This is a genomic window from Aggregatimonas sangjinii, from assembly GCF_005943945.1.
Lineage (GTDB): Bacteria > Bacteroidota > Bacteroidia > Flavobacteriales > Flavobacteriaceae > Pelagihabitans > Pelagihabitans sangjinii.
On the sequence record NZ_CP040710.1, the window covers coordinates 3,236,231 to 3,262,627 of the forward strand.

At 41.3% G+C, this 26,397-nt stretch carries 13 protein-coding genes; 4 read left to right on the forward strand and 9 right to left on the reverse strand.

Annotation, left to right across the window (positions count from 1 at the left end):
- The first annotated feature begins 165 nt into the window (after nucleotides 1–165).
- From FGM00_RS13595 to FGM00_RS13605, 3 genes are read left to right on the forward strand one after another with little or no spacing between them, the layout of a single operon-like run.
- Entirely contained in the window at nucleotides 166–3,045 is a 2,880-nt protein-coding gene (locus tag FGM00_RS13595) for a gliding motility-associated C-terminal domain-containing protein (RefSeq protein WP_138853437.1), read from the forward strand.
- A gap of 21 nt (nucleotides 3,046–3,066) precedes the next feature.
- Nucleotides 3,067–4,005, forward strand: a complete 939-nt coding sequence (locus FGM00_RS13600) for a PorP/SprF family type IX secretion system membrane protein (RefSeq protein WP_138853438.1) — start codon at nucleotides 3,067–3,069, stop codon at nucleotides 4,003–4,005.
- A gap of 9 nt (nucleotides 4,006–4,014) precedes the next feature.
- Complete coding sequence (locus tag FGM00_RS13605; protein WP_138853439.1) at nucleotides 4,015–6,174, forward strand: OmpA family protein; 2,160 nt, start codon at nucleotides 4,015–4,017, stop codon at nucleotides 6,172–6,174.
- Nucleotides 6,175–6,495: 321 nt separating this feature from the next.
- Here the strand turns inward: FGM00_RS13605 and FGM00_RS13610 are convergent, their stop codons facing one another.
- The 3 genes from FGM00_RS13610 to FGM00_RS13620 all read right to left on the reverse strand — a co-directional run bounded on the left by FGM00_RS13610 (nucleotide 6,496) and on the right by FGM00_RS13620 (nucleotide 11,816).
- Nucleotides 6,496–8,634: a prolyl oligopeptidase family serine peptidase gene (locus FGM00_RS13610; protein ID WP_138853440.1), complete on the reverse strand. Its 2,139-nt coding sequence runs from the start codon at nucleotides 8,632–8,634 to the stop codon at nucleotides 6,496–6,498.
- 673 nt (nucleotides 8,635–9,307) lie between these two features.
- Complete coding sequence (locus tag FGM00_RS13615) at nucleotides 9,308–11,443, reverse strand: prolyl oligopeptidase family serine peptidase (protein WP_138853441.1); 2,136 nt, start codon at nucleotides 11,441–11,443, stop codon at nucleotides 9,308–9,310.
- A gap of 241 nt (nucleotides 11,444–11,684) precedes the next feature.
- Complete coding sequence (locus tag FGM00_RS13620; protein WP_394344428.1) at nucleotides 11,685–11,816, reverse strand: ATP-binding protein; 132 nt, start codon at nucleotides 11,814–11,816, stop codon at nucleotides 11,685–11,687.
- A gap of 609 nt (nucleotides 11,817–12,425) precedes the next feature.
- On the opposite strand from FGM00_RS13620, the gene FGM00_RS13625 reads away from it, so the two are divergent.
- Nucleotides 12,426–18,539: an alpha-2-macroglobulin family protein gene (locus FGM00_RS13625; protein ID WP_138853442.1), complete on the forward strand. Its 6,114-nt coding sequence runs from the start codon at nucleotides 12,426–12,428 to the stop codon at nucleotides 18,537–18,539.
- A gap of 51 nt (nucleotides 18,540–18,590) precedes the next feature.
- On the opposite strand, the gene FGM00_RS13630 is transcribed toward FGM00_RS13625, so the two are convergent.
- The 6 genes from FGM00_RS13630 to FGM00_RS13655 all read right to left on the reverse strand — a co-directional run bounded on the left by FGM00_RS13630 (nucleotide 18,591) and on the right by FGM00_RS13655 (nucleotide 26,159).
- Nucleotides 18,591–18,947, reverse strand: coding sequence for a hypothetical protein (locus tag FGM00_RS13630; RefSeq protein WP_138853443.1), 357 nt, complete (start codon nucleotides 18,945–18,947; stop codon nucleotides 18,591–18,593).
- A gap of 258 nt (nucleotides 18,948–19,205) precedes the next feature.
- Entirely contained in the window at nucleotides 19,206–19,937 is a 732-nt protein-coding gene (locus FGM00_RS13635) for a LytR/AlgR family response regulator transcription factor (RefSeq protein WP_138853444.1), read from the reverse strand.
- Entirely contained in the window at nucleotides 19,934–20,989 is a 1,056-nt protein-coding gene (locus FGM00_RS13640) for a sensor histidine kinase (RefSeq protein ID WP_138853445.1), read from the reverse strand. The genes FGM00_RS13635 and FGM00_RS13640 overlap by 4 nt, the downstream gene beginning before the upstream one ends.
- Nucleotides 20,990–20,992: 3 nt before the next feature.
- A complete protein-coding gene (locus tag FGM00_RS13645) occupies nucleotides 20,993–22,069 on the reverse strand; it encodes a histidine kinase (RefSeq protein ID WP_138853446.1) in 1,077 nt (358 codons plus the stop codon).
- Nucleotides 22,070–22,072: 3 nt separating this feature from the next.
- A complete protein-coding gene (locus tag FGM00_RS13650) occupies nucleotides 22,073–22,429 on the reverse strand; it encodes a hypothetical protein (RefSeq protein WP_138853447.1) in 357 nt (118 codons plus the stop codon).
- Between the two features lie 1,438 nt (nucleotides 22,430–23,867).
- Entirely contained in the window at nucleotides 23,868–26,159 is a 2,292-nt protein-coding gene (locus FGM00_RS13655; protein WP_138853448.1) for a S9 family peptidase, read from the reverse strand.
- Nucleotides 26,160–26,397: the final 238 nt, after the last annotated feature.

Genomic DNA, 26,397 nt, shown 5'->3' on the forward strand with positions numbered 1-26,397 from the left:
ACCAAAAAAGTCGCCAAAATGCTCATTATTAAAACGGCGTACAACGCATTTGGTAAGATTCACCCTTCAAAAAGAGTGTTTTACAACATTTATTGCGATATGGGTCTTACCGCTTCTAGTTTTGCAGTACTGAGCATATAAAGTGCATGCTCTAAATAGCTGATTATGAACAACCAAAATCCCCTAGCGTTCTTTTTGAAGGGCGTGCTATTTCTTATAATTTGCCTCTTTTCGAACTATGCCGCATCGCAATGTGCGGGTAGCGATGGTTCTGAAATCGTTTGTAATAAAGATGCCGACGAAGCCAACAAGACTTTTGATCTCTTTCCACATCTAGAAGGCAGTCCCACTGCCGGAGGTATGTGGTCGACAAATGATCCGGCCAATTTTTTCGCACTGAATCGGTCGACCGGCATCGTCAACCTTTGGGAGGTAAAAAACTCGGGTATACACGAATTTACCTATACGAATACGGCATGTGGGGAATCTGCAGTGGTTACCATAAGTCTGGGGGGGTATCCAGGAGAGGACAATATCGATGGAAGTGCCGATGCCTGTGGTGATGACCCCAGGGTCAACCTTAACGGTTACATAGGGAGCCAGACCGAAGGAAAATTTCACGATTTCAATGGACTTTGGGAAGCCGTTACTCCAACAGCAGCAGCCCATTTGACGGATAACTTCTTCGATGCACAATCCGCAGGAATCGGTATTTACGAATTTACCCATACCGTTCCCGCTGTAGCGACCTGCGCAAGCCGACAAGTACTCTTGTTATTGGAAGTACAACGCCCGGCCAATTCGGGTATACCGTCAAACCTGATTGTTTGTACCACTGATGACCTATCCGGCCTTACCAATTTTAACCTGAATGATCTACTGACCAACGAGGATACCAACGGCACTTGGTCGGAAAGCCCCCAGACCAATCAGTTAGAAGACCTTACCGACAATATAATAGATGTACAGGCCATTAGAGACCTGAATATTTCCGGTACGTTTGAATTCACTTATCTCGTATTCCCCGGCCATCCGGTCTGTGAAGAGATGCGCACGACCGTAGAAATCATCATTCTGCCAACACTACAGGGTACCATGCAAGCGGACAACTACTGTGAAGGGGATGCGACCTACAGAATCGAAATCACGGATTATAACGATACCCTGATACCTTCGGGCACTTATACCGCAACCTATTCTACGTCGTCAATAAGCGGGGGCGGCGGTGAGGATGTCCCCTTAGTGCTAAGAAACGATAAGACCGGCTTTTTTGAAATCGATGCGGACGACGTCATTCGCAATGAAGTTACAACGCTGAGCATTACCTCATTGGGCCCAACCGTATGTCCTGATATTCAGGTTGCGCCGGTCACCTTTTTGGTTTCCGATCCCAATGTCGTAATCACTGATAGTTGTTTTGAAGAAGAAGTGCCCGTAGCATTTTCCAACATTTTCGATGCGTCTTTCAGTAGAGCTAACGGTGATTACGATGTTACCTATACCATAACACCGCCGAGCGGAACCGTCACCACTGCGACACAAAGCAATATCAACTTTACCAATGGCAGCGCGGCCATGACCATACCTGCCAACGAGATAACAGAAACGGGGGACTACGAAATAGCCTTTGAGGTGGATAGTGGGTTTCCGCTAGGTTGCCAGATTACTGCTATGGTTACGATTACCGCTATTCCTTCTGCCATAGACCTCGATTTGGTCGTCGATAATTCATGCAATGCGACACGGATAGATGTTTTGGTAGACGCGCCGATCCTAGACGATGGATCCTACAGTATTGTCTATGACGTTACCCAACAAAGCACGGGTGCAGTGGTTATCAATAATACGATCGACTTTGTGGGTGGGACTGCATCCTATCAGCTCGATGTTGCCAGTTTAGAACAAGGAAACTATACCGTCAGCGTAAGAAGTGTACAGGATGATACGACGCTTTGTAGAAAAATTTTCGAATTTGAAGAAAACGAAAACTTTGCCATCGACGGCATTCCCGAACTTGCCGAAGGTGACGAAAATCAACTGTTCTGTCGCGGGGAATTTGGTATTAATGGGCCTACCCTTCAAGATATCGCAATAACGGCGAACGGCGAAATTCTATTTTATGAAGACGAAACAAGTACCACCGCACTTTCCAATGACACCCCCTTGGTTAGTGGGGAAGATTACTTTGTGGCCAACATCGATGCGAACAACAATTGTGAGGGCTCACAGCGTATTGGCGTAACCGTCGAAATCATAGATCCGGTAATGCCCTCTTCGCCAGTATTGAATCCCGCGTTTTGCGCTTCGGATGGGGTTACCTTGGCGGAATTGACCATTTCATCACCCGACGGGAGTGCCATTGCCTGGTTTGATGCAGCTACAGATGGAAATCTACTAGATGGTTCGACCGTTGTAACCGATGGAACCAGCTATTTTGCAGCCACGGAGGTGGTAAACGGATGCCTTAGTCAAAATCGTTTGGAAATCGTTACCACCGTCTATGCCTTGGAATCGGCTTCTCTGCTGTTCGACCGTATCGAATTATGCGGATTGGACAATCCGACCGTTGCCGATCTGGACCAATTGGAAAGTACCACCGATTACGAGGTCATTTGGTACGATGCCCCTGAGAACGGTACCGAACTGACCAGTGCTACACCTTTATCCGAGGATGTCACTTATTACGCGCAGAGTTACAATCCCGAAACGGGATGTATTAATCCCGAACGAATAGCGGTCACGGTCGATTTGAGCAATTGCAATCCCGAAGCCTATGACTTTTTTATTCCTGATGGATTTTCCCCGAACGGAGACGGTAGAAACGACACCTTCTTCGTACCGAACGTCGAAACCATATATCCCGATTTCACCTTACAGATTTTAAACCGATACGGCTCATCCTTATTCAAGGGCAATCGAAATAACCCTGCCTGGGACGGAAGTGGTACAGGCGGAACGGCACCAAATGGGGTCTACTTCTATATCATAGAATTCAACAAAGACGGTCGCGCTGCCGAACAGGGCAGATTATACCTCAACCGCTGATCCGAACATAACTAACTACCGATGAAAAAAATATATATCCCCCTATTTTTCCTGCTGCTCTTTTGGGCGCGTTCACATTCACAGCAGGATCCACAGTACACCCAATACATGTACAACATGAGTGTTGTCAACCCTGCCTATACGAAAGGTGAACGAGGTTTGTTGAATCTGGGCACGCTCTATCGTTCGCAATGGCAAAATACCGTCGGTGCACCGAACACCTTGACCTTCTTCGGCCATACCGCCTTTAGCGATAAAGTAGAAATGGGCGTTTCGATCGTAAGTGACCGTATTGGTGACGGAGCTTTGAAAGAAAATAACCTTGCCATTGATTTCGCGTATATTCTTAAGTTGGATGCGAAGAGCAACCTTTCATTGGGGCTTAAAGGTGGTCTGACCAATTTCGAAAGTAACTTTAACGGCTTTCGGTTGCCAGAAATTCAGGATGATCCCGCCTTTGCCGAAAACCTCAACAATTCGTTCCCAATCGCTGGTGTGGGCGCTTTCTATAATCGTGGCAATTTTTATGCAGGCGTTTCGGCTCCCAATCTGCTTACCTCCAAGCATATTGAAAATGTAGATGGCATCAGTAAGTTCGGTTCCGAGGCGGTACACGTATTCCTCACTTCGGGTTATGTATATGAACTCAACAGTAATTTGAAATTGAAGCCATCGACCTTGATTAAAATGGTCAAGGGCGCTCCTTTGGTATTTGATGCTTCCTTAAACGTACTGCTCAACAACCGCTTTGAAGCAGGTGCTTCGTATCGATTGGACGATTCGGTAAGCGCCATGTTCAATTTCGCGGTATTACCTTCCGTAAGGATCGGTTATTCCTATGATTACACCTTATCGAACCTGAGCACCTTTAGTGCGGGATCGCATGAAATATTCGTTCTTTTCGACTTGGATCTTTTAGGTCTTCGCAAAGGATATGACAAATCCCCAAGATTTTATTAGTCCCTCATTATGAAAAAAATATATCTTTTTATCGCGCTTTTTGCGACCGGTATAATGGCCCTACAGGCGCAGGATGCAAAAAGGGCAAAAACGTATTTCGACAGGGCTTTCTACTCCGACGCCATCCCATTGTACGAAGAACTGGCTAAAAACAACCGTTCTAAAGAAACCGTTCGGAATTTGGCCGATAGCTATTACAATACCTACCAGCTTCCCAAAGCTGCGAAATGGTATTCCTACCTGACCTCGGTTTACGGCGAAAATCTGGATGAAAACTACTTTTTCAAATATAGTCAAACCTTAAAATCCATTGGGGAATATGCCGAAGCTACGGAGGTACTCATGGAGTACTACACCAAAAAAGGGGAAACACAACAAGTGGAAGAACTACGGGCCGAGTTGGTCTACCTTGAGAATGTAGCTGCGATCGGAGAACGTTTTACGATGAAAAACCTTGCGTTAAATACCCCTACGTCTGAATTCGGTGCTGCCGAAATCAATAGCAATCTCGTCTACAGCGCTTCTGAAAAAAACCAATTTTCGCTAGTAAGCAAACCATACCGTTGGAACAATCAGGCGTATCTCGATCTGTACCAACATGCCTTATCTAATTTGAATCTCGGCGATAGTGTGAGCACAGGTTTTTCGAAAAAAGTAAACACTAAAATGCACGAAGGTACTTTTGCCCTTTCCAAGGACGGACAAACACTCTATTTTACACGAAATAATTTCATCCGTGGAAAGAAACGCACCGATTCCAAAAAAATAAGCAACCTAAAAATCTACAAGGCGAGTTTAACGGATGGAGAATGGGGTAATATTGAAGAACTACCCTTTAACAGTGACGATTTTTCTACGGAACACCCAGCCTTAAGCCATGATGGAAGAACTCTTTATTTTGCATCGGATAGGCCCGGCGGACTCGGGTCCTTTGACCTCTATAAAGTATCCCTCTCCAACAACGGGGAATTTGGAGAACCCGAGAACTTGGGCGCACAAATAAATACCGAACGTAAAGAACAATTTCCTTTTGTGGACGCCAGTGACGATTTGTATTTCTCCTCGAACGGACAACCCGGTTACGGATTATTGGACATCTTTGTAGCCAAAAAACAAAACGGAACCTACCAAAAACCCGACAACATCGGAAAACCATTGAACAGCGGTTTTGATGACTTCGCCTATAACCTGAATACAGATGGCAAAACAGGTTATTTTTCGTCGAACCGTCCTGATGGAAAGGGAAGCGACGATATTTATTCCTTTGTGGTAACTAAACCACTTATTATAGCCGATTGCCAACAATTCATTACTGGAACAGTCACTGATAAAAAAACTGGATTACCGTTAGCCAACAGCATGGTTTCGCTCTTGGATGCGGAAGGTAAAATTATCGAAACCTTGAAAACGCAAGCGGACGCGTCTTTCGAATTTACGGTGCAATGCTCCGCAGCATATCGTATCGAGGCAAAAAAAGAGGCGTACGATGATAATTGCAAGTCACTTCGCACCAGTGCGGAACGTGATGCGACCCAAGACGGTTCGTTGAGCCTGTTTTCCGTTCAGGACCGCGCGGCGGAAAATCTGCTGGCGCAGCAAAAGAAGCAAGAAGAAGCCCAAAGAAAAGCGCAATTGAAAGCGGAACGCAAACAAAAAGAGGAAAAAGTGGCGGAGGAAGAACGCATTCGAAAAGAGGCGGCAACCAAAGAACGCGAAAAGATAGCACAGCAAAAAGCCGAAAAAGAACGCCTTCGAAAAATCGAGCAAGTCATCGCAAAAGAAGAGGCTATCGTCAAACAAGACGAACGGATCGTATTCAAAACCGAAGAAATACACTTCGACTATAGTCTATGGTATCTCAGAAGGGAGTCTCGCGAGCGTTTGGCCAAGGTCATCGAAATCATGAAGGCAAACCCGGGCATGGTCATTGAAATTGGCACACATACCGATATTCGCGGTAATGACCAATACAATAGGGATCTTTCCCAAAAACGGGCCGATGCCGCTAAAAAGTTTATGGTCGAAAATGGCATCGACAGTAAAAGGGTGGTCGCGAAAGGCTATGGCGAATCAAAACCCATCGTAAAATGTGAAACAGAGGAAAGTTGCAGCGAAGAAGATCACGAGTGGAATCGACGATGCGAACTGGTCGTGGTCAAATGGGAGTAGTGCAAGGTTCGAAGTACAAAGTACGAAGTACGAAGGTAGAAGTACGAAGCCTTTTGAATACGATAGAAACGGGATTATTTATTTATTATGAAGTCCGCAAAATCTTTAGGATTCTGCATTTAATGAAGAAAAAATAATTAACATGAGTTCGAAAGAACTATATTTTTAAACATAGCAGTTTGGTAACTGAAAAAAAATAAGCTAAGGTTTTTTTGTCTTTAATGTTATAAGAGCTGCAAAGATATTTTTAAAATTTTGGTGGGACCATTATGTCTCGAAGGCTCTATTTGAAATATGCCTTTTTTAATTAAACACCGAAAATTAATTTTCAATAACCCATTTTGCGAAACCGTAGAGCCGTCCTAATGCCTCCGAGGAAGATCTCGAATGACCGTCTTTGAGATCTACATCTAAAAGTATAGGATACTTAGAAGTACTGTATTCCTGAAGACGAGCAATAAACTTTCCGGATTCCCATAAGTCCAAACGATCGTCTTTTGCAGAAGGAGCAATCAAAGTAGCGGGGTAATCAACATTTTTTTTAAGGTTCAAATATGGGTCCATTCCTAAAAGATACTTCGCCTCCTCTACATTTTCAATATCTCCAAACTCAAGATAACTGGTTTTTTTATATGAACCTGCAGACGACCTACTGGGGTTTATGAAAGGTACCTGAGAAAGAAAAACCTTAAAAAGTTCAGGTCTTTCTATTACAGCCATTCCCGATGAAATCGCACCAGCACTCGCACTATAAAGTATCGTCTTTTCAGGTGATGTTATTTTTTCGTTTATCAGATACTCTGTTACCGAAATGATATCCTTCCAAGAATTTGATTTAGTTGCTATACGGCCTGCGTCATGCCAGTCTTGCCCCTTTTCACCACCGCCTCTAATATGGGCAACTGCTATTACACCGCCACTAGCAACCCAGGCCAGTCTACGTGGTGCAAAGTAGGGTTCTTGTGACTGTCCGTACGCACCATAAGAAGTGATTACAGTTGGTTTATTGGATGATCTAGGGTTCAAAGAATCATAAACCAAGGTGACGGGTACCATAACTCCATCGTGGGACTTTATCTCCGTTTCTTCAACTTTAATTGTTGCAAATTCGGGAAATTCTGGAATTTCGGCCAATATTACCTGTTCTTGAATCTTGTTACCTCTGACATAATAGCGCATCAAATCGACAGCCCAGCCATCAGCTTCGACGTATAGGCCAGATTCATATCCTGAATTGGGGACTAATTCTATATTTCCCGCCTCAAAGGGTATTTCAATTTGAGTTGTTGTCTCATTATTTGAGTAATGATATAAGGATGCCTCAACTCCATTTTTAGTTGTAGAAAAATAAATGCCAGATGCATCCAAACAAAAGTCATTAATAACTAGTTCTTTGGGAAGCTTCGATTCGATCCTGGGATTATCAAAATCAATATCGTTCATATCCACGGAAAGAACCTGAAAATTCGAATTGAATTTTGGGCTAATGTAGTAATACCTTTTCTCTTTGATAATTCCCTCGCTATAAAGAACTTTATCTTTTATGCCGTATAATTTTTTCCAATTAAGATTGCCATTGATTACACTATCCACATCAGCAAAATACGCATCGTAAAATCGATCTACGGTCGCTATATAGCTAATAAGATAATTGTCTTTGCTTGAGGATACGCTTGTAAACGGAAAAAACGACGGGTCAATGTCCGCTCCCATTTTATCTCCAAAAATCGGCGAGCTATTCTTTTTATCACCAACAATATGTAATATGGAGACCGAATTTGCCTTATACCCTTCCTTATCTTTATCAACAACTGGAAATCTCAAATAGGTAAAGCCCTTGCTATTAGGTAACCAATGAATACCGTTAAATAAATTGGGCGCTACGTGATCAATTATATAGTCTAGAGGTTCACCGGTTTTTAAATCGATTATCAATAGTTCCGACGAAAAATCTCCTCTGACATTTATGGATAATACGATATAGCGACCATCCCAAGATGGCTGAAAATAATTAATCTGATATCTATTTTCCAATTCCGGACGAAATTCTTTAGGATCGTAGATTTCAGTAATAATCCCCTTAGAATCCTTTTTAAAGACCTTAAAATCATATTCCCCAATAGGGCGTTTTAGGTAATATAGATTTCCGGATTCATCTTGTTTTAATTTTTTTGCCCAGGTTTTTGTTCTGTTATTGAATTCCTTAAATTTCTTTTGAAAATCTAAGGCTTGTTTCAACGTATCTAATATTGTATTTGTAAGTTTTCCCTGATCAAGAAACCAATTACCAATAGTGCTGTCGCTCAAGTTTTCAATATTTCTATAATCATCTTGAACCACTATACCGTGATGAGTCTCTGTTATCGGCTGTTTGGTCATCCTTGGATAGTCATACGATACATCCTGACCAGCTGTACAGGAAATAGATAATAATGATAGGAGTAAGGAAAGAATTCTCATGTAGAAAGTATAATTTGGTTAAAATAATAAAATCCTTAACAAATAAGGATTTTCTTTAAATCTGTGAACAGAAAACTTTAACCCCTTGCGTCCCCTCTGTTATCTGATTTGCAATCTTAGCCGTCAGTTTGAATGCCACCACCGCGGTTGATTGGATGAGCCGGGCAAAGTGGACCACCTTCGCCGGATGAAAGTGAGCATAATAAACTAAGTATTCGAAGTCGATTCTATTATGGGTAAATTTACTATTTATTTTTCAGTTTTTTTCGAATTGATTCTCCTTTGATGTCTATTCTGTGGGCTGGGTGTACAAAGTACGAAGGTAGAAGTACGAAGCCTTTTGAATACGATAGAAACGGGATTATTTATTATAAAGGCTTCACTCACAATAACTAAACAAAACGGGCTTCAGGCGTAATCAAAAGGTCTTTGTATTTTTATGAAGTCCGCAAAATCTTTTGGATTCTGCATTTAATAAAGAAAAAATAATTAATGTGAGTCTGAAAGAACTATATTTTTAAATGTAGCTGTTTGGTATCTGAAAAAAAAATAAGCTAAGATTTTTTGTCTTTAATGTTATAAGAGCTGCAAAGATGTTTTTAAAATTTTGGTGGGACCATTACGTCTCGAAGGCTCTATCTGAAATATGCTTTTTTTAATTAAACACCTAAAATTAATTTTCAATAACCCATTTTGCGAAACCGTAAACAGTTGCTGTAGATTCGGTTGAAGACCTTGAATGACCGGCAGTAATATTTACATCTAAAAGAATGGGTAAATTTGAGGTATTATATTCCTGTAGGCGGGCAATAAATTTACCAGACTCCCATAAATCTAGCCTATCATCTTTCGCAGACGGTGAAATCATTGTAGCCGGGTATTTAACATTTTTTTTTAAATTCAAGTATGGATCCATTCCAAGGATATATTTGGCCTCTTCTGAATCTTCGATATCTCCGAATTCCAAGTAACTTGATTTTTTATATGATCCTGCAGACGACCTACTGGGGTTTATGAAAGGTACCTGAGATAAAAATACTTGGAAAAGGTCTGGTCTTTCAATCATCGCCATGGCTGATGAAATTGCTCCTGCACTTCTACAATTCAGAATAGTTTCATCTTTAGTGGTTATACCTTCTTTAATAAGATATTCCGTAACAGAAATAATGTCCTTCCAAGAGTTACTTTTTTTATCTTTGCGCCCAGCTTCGTGCCATTCTTTACCTTTTTCCCCACCCCCTCTTATATGTGCAATGGCTATCGCTCCACCGTTTGATATCCATGACAATCTTAATGGTGAAAAATAAGGTGTTTCCCAATTTCCGTAGGCTCCATAAGATATAATCATTGTTGGTCTAGCTGATGTTTTAGGTATTTTTGAATCATATATTAGGGATACTGGCACCATTACACTATCAAATGATTTGATTTCAATTTCTTCGACAATGATTGTTTTAAATTCTGGAAACTCTGGGATTTCTGCTAGTATTACTTGTTCTGCTATTTCCGTTCCACTTATTAAATAGCGCATAAGATCCACCGCCCATCCATCGGTTTCTATATATAAACCTTTTGCTTTTATGGAATTTGGAACAAGAACTACATTTCCTGTCTCAAATGGTATTTCAACCTTGTCAGTACTTTTACTAGAAGTGTAATATAAGCTAGCTTCAACACCGTTTCTAGTTGTTGTGATATACATTCCATCCAAATCAAGAACAAAATGATTAACGACTTCGTCATCCGGTAGGTTTGATTCAACTTTTGGGTTTTGAAAGTCCGGGTTATTGAGATTTACCGAGAGTACTTGATAGTTCGCTTCAAATTTCGGACTAAGGTAATAGTATCTATTATTCTTTACCTTCCCTTCTGTATAGAGTACCTTATCATCAATTCCGTAAAGTTTTTTCCAGTTTGGTTTTCCATCCTGTATGTCTTGAACGTCACAATAGTAAGCATCATAAAACCTATCAACATTAGCTACATATCCAATTAAAACCTTACTATCGCTAGAAGTAATTTTTGTCACTGGAAAAAAAGACGGATCCATTTTAACTCCATGAACATTACCAAAAATAGGTATTCGACTATTTTTATCACCTACCATATGCAGTACCGAAGTCGAGTTTGTCTTATAGCCATTTTTACTCTTATCAATCTCTGGAAAATGCAAATACGTGAATCCTTTGTTGTTCGGTAGCCAACTAACTCCCTGAAACAAATCTGGAGCAGCGTTTTCAATTGTATAATCAAGTCTTTCACCGGTTTTGATATCTAATATTAATATTTCTGAAGCAAAGTCACCTCGAGTATTAATGGCGATAGCCATTAGACTTCCGTCCCACGAAGGTTGGTAGTAATTAATTTCGAACCTTTTTTCCAATTGAGGATTAAAAGCTTTTGGATCAAACAATTCTAAAATTTTACCACCTGATTCCTTTTTGTAGAGCTTGAAGTCCTTTTCACCGATTGGCCTTTTTAGGAAATATAGATTGCCAACTTCATCTTGTTTTAATTTTTTAGCCCACGTTTTAGTTCTACCATCAATTTTTTTTAATTCAGATTTAAAATGTTTCACCTGTTCAAGCGTATCAACTATGGAATTCGTTAGAATACCTTGATTTTTAAACCATTCCCGAACGATAGTGTCTTTGAGATTCTCAATATTCCTGTAATCATCTTGAACCACTATACCGTGATGAATCTCTGTTACCGACCGTTTCGCCATCTTTGGATAGTGATACGATACATCCTGACCAGCTGTACAGGAAATAGATAATAATGATAGGAGTAGGAAAAGAATTCTCATGTAGAAAGTATAATTTGGTTAAAAAAGAAAATCCTAAACAAATAAGGATTTTCTTTAAATCTGTGAACAGAAAACTTTAACCCTTTGCGTCCCCTCTGTTATCTGATTTGCAATCTTCGCCGTCAGTTTGAATGCCACCACCGCGGTTGATTGGATGAGCCGGGCAAAGTGGACCACCTTTGCCGGATGAAAGTGAGCATAATAAACTAAGTATTCGAAGTCGATTCTATTATGGGTAAAATTACTGTTTATTTTTCAGTTTTTTTCGAATTGATTCTCCTTTGATGTCTATTCTGTGGGCTGTGTGTACCAACCTGTCTAGAATTGTATCTGCAATGGTCCGTTCCCCAATGATTTCGTGCCATGCTTCAATCGGATTTTAATCAGCATCAAGAGCTTCAGCTACTGGAGCAGATAGCAGACATTAAACAGGATAAAAATTATTTTATTCTTATTTAGGGTGTGCTCTTTCTTATTTCCACAACTGATACGGAACGACTTTTAAGGTTATTCAAAAAAATTCAAGTTAGCGGTGATTCCATCGAAAGTGTTTTCTTTGAAAAACAATTGGAACAAACCACTATCTTTCAGAAAATGCTCGAATTCATTGAAAAAAATCTCGCCGTAAACGAGCAATTTCAATACTAGACCATCGAATATGATTATTAGCATAAACTGTCAGAATATCGTTTGTTAGATTATCGGGATCGTTTTAGCCTGGGTAAAAAATATGATTTACCATATCGCTTTGATGCTGATTTCCCTTTAAACGAGCATATGTTCATTTTGAAGAAACACTAAGAAACAAACTTGAGCATTGTGCACCGAACGTATAACATCTAGACCAATTCCCTAACTCAATTAAACACTTCCCTCACTTTTCATTGTTTTCAGGGAGCTTTGGATTCATCTTTGTACTTAATTTTGTAATAGCGTACTAGGAATAAAGTTCCATTTTAAAGGTATCGCGTAAATTTAGACAATGAAACATCTGGTAACGATAGTAACGATACTTTTATTTACACAAATGGCGCTGGCACAACAAGACGAAAACCCATACGACACCCTTTGGAAACAAGTCGCAAAACTTGAGGACGAAGCGTTGACAAAATCGGCGTTGGAGCTTGTTACCACCATTTCCAAAAAAGCAAAAAAGGAAGAGAATTCCGCCCAAATTATAAAATCCCTGCTGTATACCTCAAAGTATGCCATGACCTTGGAGGAGGATGCCCAATTGAAAATCGTGAACGATTTTAGAACGGAAATCGAAAAGGCCGAGTTTCCCACCAAAAATGTATTGGAAAGCTATTTGGCTAACCTGTTCTGGCAGTTTTTTCAACAGAATCGATATCAATTTTACAATCGGACGAAAACGGAAGTTAAAGTAGATTCCACAGATTTCAGGACTTGGGATTTGACTACTTTATTCAACGAAATAAGTATTCATTTTGACGCTTCCTTGGAAAATGAGGCGAAGCTAAAACAAACCCCGGTATCGGAATTCGATGTGATTTTACATCAACAATCAGATACCAAAGAATATCGCCCGACCCTATTCGACCTGTTAGCACATAACGCACTGGCATTTTACAAAACGAGTGAAAACAACATCACCCGACCTGCGGATAAGTTTGAAATCAGCGATGCCGATTTTTTATGCGATGGCAACGCCTTCATTAATAAAAATATCGACACCGAAGATCAGACCTCTTTGCAAGCGAAGGCATTGTGCATTTATCAAAAATTGTTGATGCTGCACCTTCCCTCCGCAAAGCCCTATACGCTTGCCGAAATTAATATCGAACGCCTGAATTTTATTCATGGGAATGCCACTTTCGAAAACAAGGACCAGCAATTTCTTGAAGTATTGGAAAACGCGGTATCCGCAACAAAAGGCAGTCTAGCAGCCGGTCTCTACCAGCATCAAATTGCTACGCTGCTAAATCGCCAGGGAGATTCCTATCAACCGAAAACCAATGCTGACCATCGCTGGAAAAAGAAAGAAGCGCTGGCCATTTGCAATTCGGTAATCAAGGAGATGGCGGACAGTAGAGGTGCGGAACAGTGTCGAGCGTTAAAATCGCAAATACTTCAAAAGACCTTGCAACTGACCGCAGAAAGGCATGTTCCGATTCAGACCACCTCCCGATTTTTGGTAAACTATAAAAACCTCAAGGGACTTACCTTAACGGCACGTCCCGTCACGCAGCGGGAAATGAGCGCGCTTGAAAAGGTTTACGAGAAAGATAAAAAGCTGGCTTTTATTAAAAAGTTGAGCGTTGCCAAGCAATGGGAAGCGACCCTAAAAAATGAGGACGATTACCAGTCGCATAGCACTGAAATTATAATGCCCCCACTAGAGAATGGACAGTATTTGATATTGGCCGAGACCACCGATGAAAAGAACAAAACGTTTTCCTACAGCCCGATTCAAGTTACCGATTTGGCGCTTGCCGAAACCCGAACGAATACAACGCACTATTTTCAAGTTATTAATCGACACAATGGAAAACCCATTTCCGGGGCCAGACTTACACTTCGCTATAGAAAGAATTATGACGGACCCCGGTTGAGTGAAAATTTCGTTACGGACAAAATGGGGAATGTTTCCATTCCGTTATCCGACGAAAATTGGAGCGAGGTGAACATCAGCATTTCAAAAAACAAGGATAGCGCTTATTTCAAAGACTATTACGTAAATAGAAGATATGATCAAAATAGTGCAACGACCAGCTATTCGTGCTTTCTTTTTACCGACAGAAGTATCTATAGACCTGGTCAGCCTCTATATTTCAAAGGAATTGCCATTACAGGAGAGAAGGGCATTTCATCCGTTTTGGAAAATCAAAAAGTATCCGTCTCCCTAAGCGATGTCAATGGCCAAGTAGTGGCTACTAAAGAATTCGTCACCAATGACTACGGTTCTTTTTCTGGGGAATTTATTTTACCGAGCACTGGACTTACAGGAGTATTTTCGATGCAGGCGAACGCCACGGGAATAGGACTGAACGGATATGCCAGTTTTTCCGTAGAGGAATACAAAAGACCCAAATTTGAGACCTCATTTCAACCGGTGACCGAAACTTATAAAGTCAATGACAGTGTTACCGTAAAAGGAACGGCCATGGCGTATGCCGGAAGTACGATTACCGATGCCAAGGTGGCCTATCGGGTGAAGCGTGCCGTATACTATCCCCGATGGTACTATTGGCATTACCCCTATAATAATACCGCTCCCCAAGAAATCGCTCATGGCGAGACCACGACCGATGCCTCGGGACACTACAAAATCGATTTTAAGGCATTGCCGGATACAAGTATTGATAGAAAGAATTTGCCCACCTTTAGCTATGAGGTAACGGCAGATGTAACCGATATCAATGGTGAAACGCATAGCGCCACCACCTTCGTTACGGTAGGCTATCATGCGTTGACCGCGAACATGTATATCGCCAACCCATTGAACAAAGACACCAAGGAAAACAAACTGAGCATCTCGACCAACAATCTCAACGGTCAATTCGTTCCCGCAAAAGGTATCGTTAAGATGTACAAATTAAAGGCACCTGAAAGCGTTAACCGTCCTAGGGTATGGGCCGCTCCCGATTATGCCGGTTGGCCAAAATCGGAATTCAAAAAATTGTTTCCGCACGATGCCTTTGCCAACGAACACGATGCTTCCACTTGGGAAAAGGGCGAAATGGTATGGCAATCCGATTTCGACACGGCAAAATCCACAGAACTACCCCTTGGCAATACTAAAAACTGGGCTTCAGGCAAATATGTGCTGGAACTCCAAACCCAGGATAAATTCGGTCAACCGGTAAAAGACATTTTGCAGACAACCCTTTTCAGCGAGAACGATACGACCCTAACCGATAACGCGTTGTTCCAAATCAAGACCGATAAGGACAGTTATGCCATCGGGGAGGATGTAAAGGTAACGCTGTTGTCGAGCTCAAAAGATATTCATGTAACTGTGAATATCGAAAAGAACCACAAGGTAATCGAATCCAAATCGATTCATTTGAGCGACAATTCAGAGTCTTTTACAGTACCCGTAAATGCAAATGATATAGGCGGTTTCGCTATTACCTATAGTTTTTCGGTATACAACTATTTTCAAGCAGGCAACCTGAACATTCGAGTGCCCTATCCTAGCGCGCAACTGGAAATAGAGACGATGACCTTTCGCGATAAGCTACAACCGGGAACGGAAGAAACCTGGTCCTTCAAAATCAAGGGGCCAAAAGGCGACAAGGTCGCTGCAGAGCTTTTAGCGAACATGTACGACGCCTCGCTCGATGCATTTCGCGGACATTATTGGAGCTTTAACCCGCTAATCAAACCGACGTATTATTCGAATCGAACAGCCTCTGCCTACAACTGTTTCGGAACCAATTCTTTCAATACGTATTTAGATAATCAAAGCTACGGGTACACGAGTCTGTATTTTGACTCGTTCAACTGGTTTGGCTTGCAATTTGGCTACGGCGGTTTTTATGGGCGTGGGCTTCGACGCAATCGGATGATGAAACGAGAGAGCGCCGCGGCTCCAATCTCAATGGATATGGATATGGAAGATTCAATGCCGTTGGAAGAGGTAGTCGTGGGCCAAGCAAGTGGTGTGGAAATGGATAAAAGCGCCAACCTGAGTAATGAAGCGCGATTACAAAAACCAAAAGACAATCAACACGAAAATAATAGCGAGCAGGAGACGGCATCGGATGCGATTAAAATCCGCAAAAACCTTCAAGAGAATGCATTCTTCTTTCCACAGTTGAAAACCGACAAAGAAGGAAATGTATCTTTTAGCTTTACCACTCCGGAAGCCCTCACCAAATGGAACGTACAATTATTGGCGCATACCAAAGATTTAGAAAGTACGATTCATAATCTACAAACCGTTACCCAAAAAGAATTAATGGTCATACCCAATGCGCCACGCTTTCTGAGGGAAGGTGACGAAATCGTGATGAGTACTAAAATTGCAAACCTGACCGATAAGGTACTTTCCGGGCAGGCCAAATTGGAGTTGATCGACGCTGTTTCAGGCAAGAATATTTCATCAAAATTGCTTTTGTCCTCCACCTCGGAAGGAGAGGGCCTTGGACAAACCGACTTTAAGGTCGACTCTTTAGGCAATACCCAAGTCTCTTGGCGGTTGCAAATTCCAGAGGACGTACGAGCGGTTCAGTACACGGTTACAGCAAAAGCCGGGGACTACAGTGATGGCGAACAGAACTTGCTTCCCGTTTTGACCAATAGAATGCTGGTCACCGAAACCTTACCAATGTGGGTGAGAAGTAACCAAACCAAGACCTTTACCTTGGATAAGTTGAAAACAACGACCTCAACCACGCTAAAACACCATAAGTTGACGTTGGAGATGACCTCGAACCCGGCTTGGTACGCGGTGCAGGCGCTCCCCTATTTAATGGAATACCCTTACGAATGCAATGAGCAGACGTTCTCAAGATATTATGCGAATACGCTGGCTACGCATATCTCGAATACCAATCCTAGGGTTCAAGAAGTATTTAATCAATGGGCCAATTCGGATGCCTTGGTCAGTAACCTGGAAAAAAATGAAGAGCTGAAATCCCTTTTGATACAGGAAACGCCATGGCTACGAGACGCACAATCGGAGACAGAACAGAAAAAACGTATCGCCCTCTTGTTCAATTTGAATAAAATGAAGAACGAGCAGACCAATGCCTTGAACAAATTGAAGCAGAACCAAAAAGGTTCAGGAGCTTGGCCTTGGTTCAATGGTGGTCCTGATAGCCGTTTTATCACCCAACACATCATCACCGGTATGGGGCACCTCAAACAACTCGATGTCGCATCGAGTACTGTAGCGATGCAATCCGTTATCCAGAACGCGATTGCCTATTTGGATAATGAGTTCGTAAAGGAATACAACTTTATGAAAAAGAACGCCTCAAACATCAACGATGATCATTTAAGCCAAACACAGATTCATTACCTGTACATGCGCAGCTTTTTCAAGGATATCAAAGCTTCAAAGCGTGTTGCCGAAGTAACCGCATATTATAAGGGTCAAGCACAAAAATATTGGAAGAATAAGGGATTGTATTCCCGTGGAATGCTGGCGCTGATCATGCACCGTATGGCGGATAACACGACTTCCAACAAAATTCTCAGAGCGCTCAAGGAAAACAGTATCACCTCTGATGAACTGGGTATGTATTGGAAAGAAAATACCAATTCTTGGTACTGGTACCAAGCTCCTATCGAGACACAGTCTTTATTGATCGAAGCTTTTGCGGAAATTACCCCGAATGACATCGCAACGGTCGACAACCTTAAGATTTGGTTACTGAAAAATAAACAGACCAACCAATGGAAGACCACTAAAGCAACTACTGAGGCTGTTTACGCCTTATTATTACAGGGTAGCGATTGGCTATCGGTCACAGAAGCCGTAGACGTCTTGATCGCTGGCGAGAAAATCGCACCCGCTAAATTGGAACAGGTAAAAGTCGAAGCGGGAACGGGTTATTACAAAACAGCATGGGACGGACCAGAGGTGAAACCGGCCATGGCAGAGGTACAAATTAGTAAAAAAGGTAAAGGCATTGCCTGGGGCGCCCTTTACTGGCAGTATTTTGAAGATTTGGATAAAATCACCCCAGCTAAAACACCATTGAAACTAAAAAAGAAACTGTTTTTAAAACGAAATACCGATACCGGTGAAGAGATTTCCGAAATTACCTCCAAAACATCATTAAAAGTTGGCGATTTGGTACGCGTTCGAATAGAATTGAGGGCAGACCGGGATATGGAATTCGTACACATGAAAGATATGCGTGCAGCGGGATTTGAGCCCATCAATGTCATCTCAAGATACAAATGGCAAGACGGCTTGGGCTATTATGAAAGTACCAAGGATGCCAGTACGAACTTCTTTTTCGACTATTTAAGAAAAGGTGTTTATGTGTTCGAATACGATTTACGCGTTAACAATGCCGGTGACTTCAGCAACGGTATTACTACAATTCAGAGCATGTATGCCCCAGAGTTTAGCAGTCATTCGGAAGGGGTACGGGTAGCGGTGCGACAAACAAAGTAGTAGAAGTTGTTGTGGATTCCTTTGTCATGGGTGATTTATCACCTTGGGCCACTATTCAATAGCTATAGGATAGGCCTGATAAAGGTATATCCCAACGATATAACCCAAGGCAATGCCCAGAACGATAATCAAAAACAAGAGCGACCTTGAACTTTGCACTTTGAAATTGACCAAGGTCAGTTCTTCACCGTTTTTGTAAATTTCAAAAGCCTTTCCCGAAGGCCCTGCAATATTTAATTTTGAGCGGATGTCATAGGTATTGTTCCCCAGTTTAAAATGATGGGACTTCCTTGCTGAGGATTTCAGTTCGGATATCGGTTTATTATTCACCATGACCACTTCCTTTCCGAAGAGGGTTGCGTAAATTTCGACCTTGTGATTATCTAGATAATATTCCGCACACTTCATTTTAGCCAAACCGTATACTAAAAAATCTCGCGGGGGAACACAAGTTATTTCATGTAGCTGAAAAAAACGCAGAACACCTCGGGGCATCTGCGAAAAACAAAGAAGATTTTCTAAATGAGGGGCGAAAATAATTAAACAATTTTAAAGTGCAAGAGAAAATTTAAACAATTATGCCTTTCGAAAAATAATGTTCATTAACTTCTATTTATTGTCTTAAATTCTTACAAAATAACACTTAATAAAGGTTCGAATCAAAGGCTAAAGACTCATTCTGTCCTTGAAAAGATAAGACTGCCTTCTTGAGACCTCAACTTCTTCATCGTTCTGCATGGTCAATTTTAATTTACCATTAAACCAAGGCACCACGTTTTTAATGAAGTTCGTATTGATGATTTGTTGCCTATTCGCTCTAAAGAAGTACTTCTCGGGCAACTTTTCCTCCACTTGGTTCAACGATTTATACAGCATCGGGTTTTGATCCTCAAAAAACACACGTGTATAATTTCCTACGATTTCCAATAGGGAAATATCACCGATTTTTACCAACCAACATTTGTCACCATCCTTGATGAAAATCTGACTGTTACCCGTTAACCGTTTCGCTGTTACCGTTTCGTTTTCCGCCTTGCTTTCCAACTTTGTTTTCACCTTTTCCATAGCCAAGGCGAAACGTTTTTCGTTGATGGGTTTCAAAAGATAATCAAGGGCATTGTATTCGAACGATTTTATGGCGTACTCGTCATAGGCGGTGGTAAATACGGTTATAGGGACTTCCTCCAACATTTCCAAAAGTTCAAAACCGTCTTTTTCAGGCATGTTAATGTCTAAAAACAACAAATCCGGTTTCACGGCTTCGATGAGCGCTACGCCTTCATCAACATTTTCGGCTTCCCCGACCAAATCGATTTCAGGATGGCTCTTGATCAATTCTTTCAATTCGTTTCGGGCCAATCGCGAATCTTCAACGATAACGGTCTTGATTTTATTCATATCAATGGTATTTTAATGGTCGCCATTACCTCATCCTCAACCTCTTCTATTGCAAAGGATGCCTTATCGCCATACAGCAGACGTATGCGCTGTCGTATATTTTCAAGTCCCAATTGGGTCGAGTCTTTCGCTATGCGTAGTTTGCCGGTATTGCTTACGGTAATGAGAAGTACGTCGGCTACTTTTTCAGTTCTTAAGGAAATTACACCACCGTTCTTTAGGTCTGCAATGCCATGTTTTGCGGCATTCTCGATCAGCAATTGAATGATCATCGGAGGAATCGAAATCGATAGTGTTTCCCTAGCTATGCTTTTCTCAAAGGTTAACCGGTCTTCCATTTGTATTTTGGATAGCGCAATATAATTTTCGACCATTTCCAGTTCTTCCGACAATGAAATGGAATCTACGGTGTTTTTCTCTAATGCATATTCGAGCATTTCGGAGAGTTTGGTGATCATATTTCTTGACTTTTCGACATCCTCAAGCATTAAACCCCTGATATTATTGAGACTGTTGAACATAAAATGGGGGTTCACCTGTCCTTTTAGTGTGTTCAGCTGGGCTTCGCGAAGTGTTGCGTTCAGGGTCAATTGTTTCAAATGATTTTTATTTGCCTCCAAGATAAACTTGATGACGAAGTAAATGATGGTCCATCCCAAAACAGTGAACATGATATTGATCAAGATGCTAAAAAAACTAACGTTTTCCGCTATCCACTCCAACTCGGTGGGGGTTCTAGTCCAAATCGATTCATATATTTTTTCGAAAATGTTGGCCAAAAAATAGTAGAACCCGCTACAGCCCATAAATGAGACGAACAACTTCTTGATACTGGCACTCCCAAATACTTCTATGTCAATATTGTTCTTGAGATAATACCTGAACAAAGAAGTAGCCAAAATACCCATTGTACCTCCTGTAAAAAATGAATACACAATGTATTTGGTGCTGAAGCCAAAGGGAAATGTGAAAATCATGGCGCTAATGGAAAACCACCCTACCAGCTGCAGTATCCAGAAAAGCCATTCCTTATTGCTTTGGGTCAGATTCATAGTTTACAAATTACTTTTCGCTAGACCGATCGGGAAAGTGAGCCGTATCGAACTTCCATTTTCGCTATGTTTTTCAGTTAGCTCTGCAGAATTTCCAAACAACAGGTATAGCCGTTGTTCCAACTTTTGTTTTAGAAAGTCGCTTTTGGTGGATGTCACGGTTTTGATATTGGATGTGAGAAATACTTTCAAATCGGCATCATCTACGATTATCTGAAAACTGATTTTACTAGAACTCCCGGACAACGCGATTTGCTTTATAAATAGTTCGGTCAGCGTGACGATGAGCATGGGTGGGACATCCAACGACGACAATTGGGATCCCTCAGGCAGTTGATACGTGGCTTTTAATTTCTCTGGATGGTCAAAAAAACTTAACCGAACATAATTTTCTACCATTTCGATTTCGTCCGTCAGTGCAACACGGTCGACGCTATTTTTGGTCAGGGAATACCGAAGCAATTCAGAAAGTTGGGTAAGTAAGGTCCTGGATTCGGGAATCTCAATCAACATCAACTTTTTTAGCTTTTTTAAAGTCGCTATCATGAATTGCACGTTAATATGACCCTTTAAGGTATTCAATTGTGCTTTTTTTACTTCTTCACGTAGTTTTAATCTTTCTATGCGTTCCGCATTGTACTTTCTAATGATTTTGATTCCAAAATAGAGGCCTGTCCAAACACAGATCATTACGAAACCAACAGCAAATAGAATTAGCTTGGCCAACAGTTTCTTCGAAGATGGTGGTTCTTCGGGAAGACCTAGGGATTGCAGTATGTATCCGGAAATAAAACCGAATATATAGAGCAACAACAACCAAAGCACCGCGGACACCATAATAGCACCAAAGATCATTGCAATCTTTCGAAATCTTATCTCGGGCATCCCTACAAATCGTTTCAGGAACCATCGTAGTACCGATGTGGTGATCAAACCTGAAAGCAAAGTAGCCAAGAAAATTGAAATCGCCAGTAGCGGGTGTTGGTTCGGACCACCCGAAAAGACGGGTATGAGTCCCAAAGCACCCCAACCGACGAACTGGATAATCCAAAAGAGATTTTTCTTTAAGAATTTTAGCATGGGCTAGCGCTGATCTGTTAAAATTCTTTTTCGGGTTAACGCGTAAAAAACCACGTATACCCAGCCCAGAAAGACATGTAGCAAAGCCCACTTAAAAGATCGGTTTTTTTCCAATGACGCCAATAGGGCAAATACACTTCCAAAAGCCAAACCGCTTAACACGAAATAGTCTATAAAATGGCGTAAAGAGCGACCGAAGATACGGCCGGCCTCGTACGCGCTTAACCGGTCTTCAACACCATCGGAATAGCCGATGTAGCCTACCAGACCGACAACGAACATCAGTACAACAATGGCCAGCAGGGTAATACCAAAGTTCCTGTAGTTTTGCGTGTTTTGATTTTTTTGTTCCGGTTTCATTATTTCGATTTTTCGTGATGCTACCTAGCCATGGCATTCAGAGGGTCAAATATAGAACTTTCGTACGCTATTTTTTTTGAGATCCAATCGTAAAAGGGGTTTACTCTTAATGGCCTACCGTCATGAATTTGAAAAGACGCCGCTGTTGTATTTTGATACTAAACTCAAAGCCTTTGTAAATTTCCTGCGTTGCCCCGTTCCCATACGAAACAGACTTAAGTAAGTATGGTAAAAAGTAATGTGATAATAATTTTTAATAAGACTAACATAGTATGGAATTTTAGGTTGATTAATTCAAAAGGTAGTAGAGCAACTTGCCAAATTCATAGCCTAACTGCAGTGCTAGAAGACTAAGGGTCATGGCCTAAACGATGATGGTGGCCTGCTCGTCGTTATTCGTCGGAATTTTTGGTTCCGAATTCTTTTCGCATTGAGTGGCTGAAGCTGTCATTGTGAACTATTTAATGGTTGTTACTTGATGATAAACCTATTCGATCCTAATCTGGTTTGAAACCAAATTATGGGCAGCGGTAGCATTGCTATGATGAGCGGTAAAGCCACTTAAAATCTCAATGATTTCGATTATTTGCAAATGGTTAAAAAAACTGTTGGCAGATAAAAGATATTCAGGCCAAATGAAACATCAAATATTTCGTATCCTTCCGCGCTTTTTTGGTTGATTACCAATTCTATATCCTTGGCCAGGGCCCCTGCCGAATACCAATGCGTTTTTTTATGATATAGTACTTTTTCATAAGTATTGCTTTTAAAATTTTTGAATTTAAGGTATGGCCACCTTAGTTGTTCATGCTAAGCGGTTCATATGACGGTCTTGCAAATCTTTAAACGCCTACAAATAAACCAACAAGCTTATATAGCAAGTAGGCTACACCTACGATTAAAAAAATGGTTGTTTTAACGATTTCCTTTTGTTCGATACTCTTTGAGTGCATTGTTACTTTCATGATACTAAAGTTTAAATGATTATTATTTTGTTTTAATTTCTGAAGTAAAAGTATAGTACAACCCTATCATTTGAAATGAGTTTATGACAAGCGGTAAATTTTGAAAAGTGATTGGTAGCAGGCATTTCGAGCGTTATGACGAACGGTAAATTCGCAATGGTAAACGGTTATGGGGGAAATCCGTACCAGCCATAAATGAGCGGTTGTAGACGGCTACAAGAAATAGCAAACTTGGGTTTCGAATATTTCTTCGCTTCAGTGAGAGGTTGTGAAGACCACCGAAGGGCGACCACCCGTGGTAATGACCCGAGATCTCCTTATGGCCTATTCGCTTGCTTGTTCCGGACAGCCCAGTCACAAACATCAATCGAAGGTATAAGCGAGGGTTTTTATCCCATTAAATGGTAGAAATACATCAACGAAAAAAGGGAGCCGTACAGCTCCCTTTTTAATAATTTGGATTCAAACAGTGACTAGTCCTTTATCAGTTTGGACATTTCTTGGGCGCCCAAGTGTTTGGCGTAAAAACCCATCATCGATTTGTAAAGGGCAATAGAGTTCTCTTCTTTACCAAAACCGTGACCTTCGTCATATTTGACCATGTACGGCACATCGAACCCTTTGGCTCTTAAGGCTTCTACTATTTGATCCGATTCATCTATGTTTACCCGTGGGTCGTTGGCACCTTGTACAACGAACAACGGTTTGCTGATCTTGTCTATTTGATAGACCGGTGACACCTCTTCCATAATGGCTTTTTCCTCGGCGATATCCTCATCATACCAAATTTCCTTGATGATCTTTAAATACGGTTTCCAGTAAGGTGGAATGGTTTGCATAAAAGTAAAGAGATTGGAAACTCCTACGTAATCTACCCCACAGGCATAAAGGTCAGGAGTTTTGGTCAAGCCTCTTAAGACGGCATAGCCCCCATGACTTCCACCATAAATAGCGGCTTTATCTTTATCTACCCAGCCTTGATCTACGACATACTGCAAGCCGTCTTCGACATCGTCCATGGCTTTTCTACCGATTTGTTTAAAACCGGACTCTAAGAATTCCTTTCCGTATCCCCCGGAAATTCTAAAGTTGACCTGTAGCGTCGCGTAACCTCTACTGGCAAAAAGTTGTGCTTCGGGATTAAAGCCCCAAGAATCACGAATACCTTGTGGTCCGCCGTGCGGATTCACGATAACGGGTACCTTTTGACCATCAATGGCGGCTTTAGGTAAGGTAATGTAACCGTGCAGCGTTATTCCATCACGACTCTTAAAGGTTATCGGACGCATTTCGGCCATATCTTCCTCCCTCAATTGTGGCATTAGATTAAAGAGCTCTTTAAACTCATCTTTCGTCACATCGTAAGAATAGTATTTGCCGTAAAGTTTATCGCTGGTTACATATAAAAGTAAATTGTTTTCATCATCGGTATAATCTGCGATACTGTATTGTTTGTCTCCGAATTTATCTTGAAATTTGGAATGGAGATTTTTATAATAAGCACTTATGGGTACAACGACCTCTTTATCCCCTTCATAGGTAACGTAATCAAGTTCGTAATTCCGTTTTTTAGATATTGACAGATTGGAAACGTCATAATCCGGATTTGAAAATACCTTCTTGATGATTTTGTCCTCTTTTAAATCGTACAGTAAAATCTCGCTCTTATCATTATCCAAATTGGAAACGACATAGGCATCATGCGGATTATCGGTGGCGTAGTCAAAACCGATTATGCTGAAGGCATCCTTCCAATTCAAACTTTTCAACAAGCTAAAGTCGCCGCCTTCTTTGGCATAATACAGGTCTTGCTCTACCCCATCCCTGATTCTGGTAAACCCTTTTAGCACACCATTTTTATCAAAGTTGTAATCCGTAATGGGATTGGCAGGATCGGTATTTTCATATAATTGTGTGATTTCGCCACTGACCACATTTACCTTGTATGGTTCAAAAACCTGTGGATTGTTCTTGTTCATTTGAACGATGATATGATCTTTGTCTTCCTTTAAAAGTTCGCTAAAATCAGCGCGTACACCTTCGAAGGGTGTAAGATCTCTTTGATCGCTACCATCGATATTTACAGCATAGACATGATAATTCTCATCACCACCCTTATCTTTTAGGAAAACCAATCGCTCATTATTGATCCAGCCGTAACCGCGAATCAATTCTTCTTTTTCCTCGATGGCACGTTTTACTTCTCCCGAAGCGATATCCTTCACAAAAACATGTCTTTTGCCATTCTCGTCTTTTTCGCGGTACGACATGTATTTCCCATCCGGGGAAAAACGAAAAGTAGATGCTTTTGGTTTTGCAAAATAATCCTCTACGGAATATTTGAAATCACCTTCGCCTAATGCCGCAAGCGCCTCCAATTCGGCGTCCGAACTAGGTAGTTCCGGATTTCCGGGAATGGTTTTCTCCGATTTTTCAAAAACCAATGGCAGTTCCATGCCGCCTTGATAAAAGGTACCCTCTATCGTAGCTTCGGTAAGTGTTCCCACGTATTTGATTCCTCCTTTTTTAAATTCAATGGTCAAGGCACCATCTTCAAAAGTGGTAACATCCATTGGGATGTCGGTAGCACCTTGCGAGGGACTATCCATCGTACTACTCAATTCCCCATCGGTTTCACTTATGTTGAATACCAACGGCATCTCGGTTCCCTGAACCGCTAAATTTCCTTTCCAGGTTCCGGTGACATCTTGCGCACTGGCCTGAAAGCCCATTACCAATAAGGCCATAATCATAATTTTTTTCATTGTTCTCGTTTTAAATAATTGCTATTTACATATTGTGCTGAACATAAGTACTCAAAATCGTCAATTTGTTACATTTTTCTAGCACTATTACAGTATTTCTTGTGCTAAAGATAGCCATGGACCGCTACTAGTCGCCATTTTATATGACCAACGGTAAAATATGAAAAGTGAGCGGTAGTTTTGATGTTCGGTGCTGGGTGCTGGGTGCTCGATGTTCTCTGTTCTATGCCTAAAACAT

Bases quoted from the DNA above. Each gene is read 5' to 3' on its own strand.
- FGM00_RS13595 (WP_138853437.1), top strand. From the start codon at position 166: ATGAACAACCAAAATCCCCTAGCGTTCTTTTTGAAGGGCGTGCTATTT.
- FGM00_RS13600 (WP_138853438.1), top strand. From the start codon at position 3,067: ATGAAAAAAATATATATCCCCCTATTTTTCCTGCTGCTCTTTTGGGCG.
- FGM00_RS13605 (WP_138853439.1), top strand. From the start codon at position 4,015: ATGAAAAAAATATATCTTTTTATCGCGCTTTTTGCGACCGGTATAATG.
- FGM00_RS13610 (WP_138853440.1), bottom strand. From the start codon at position 8,634: ATGAGAATTCTTTCCTTACTCCTATCATTATTATCTATTTCCTGTACA.
- FGM00_RS13615 (WP_138853441.1), bottom strand. From the start codon at position 11,443: ATGAGAATTCTTTTCCTACTCCTATCATTATTATCTATTTCCTGTACA.
- FGM00_RS13625 (WP_138853442.1), top strand. From the start codon at position 12,426: ATGAAACATCTGGTAACGATAGTAACGATACTTTTATTTACACAAATG.
- FGM00_RS13630 (WP_138853443.1), bottom strand. From the start codon at position 18,947: ATGAAGTGTGCGGAATATTATCTAGATAATCACAAGGTCGAAATTTAC.
- FGM00_RS13635 (WP_138853444.1), bottom strand. From the start codon at position 19,937: ATGAATAAAATCAAGACCGTTATCGTTGAAGATTCGCGATTGGCCCGA.
- FGM00_RS13640 (WP_138853445.1), bottom strand. From the start codon at position 20,989: ATGAATCTGACCCAAAGCAATAAGGAATGGCTTTTCTGGATACTGCAG.
- FGM00_RS13645 (WP_138853446.1), bottom strand. From the start codon at position 22,069: ATGCTAAAATTCTTAAAGAAAAATCTCTTTTGGATTATCCAGTTCGTC.
- FGM00_RS13650 (WP_138853447.1), bottom strand. From the start codon at position 22,429: ATGAAACCGGAACAAAAAAATCAAAACACGCAAAACTACAGGAACTTT.
- FGM00_RS13655 (WP_138853448.1), bottom strand. From the start codon at position 26,159: ATGAAAAAAATTATGATTATGGCCTTATTGGTAATGGGCTTTCAGGCC.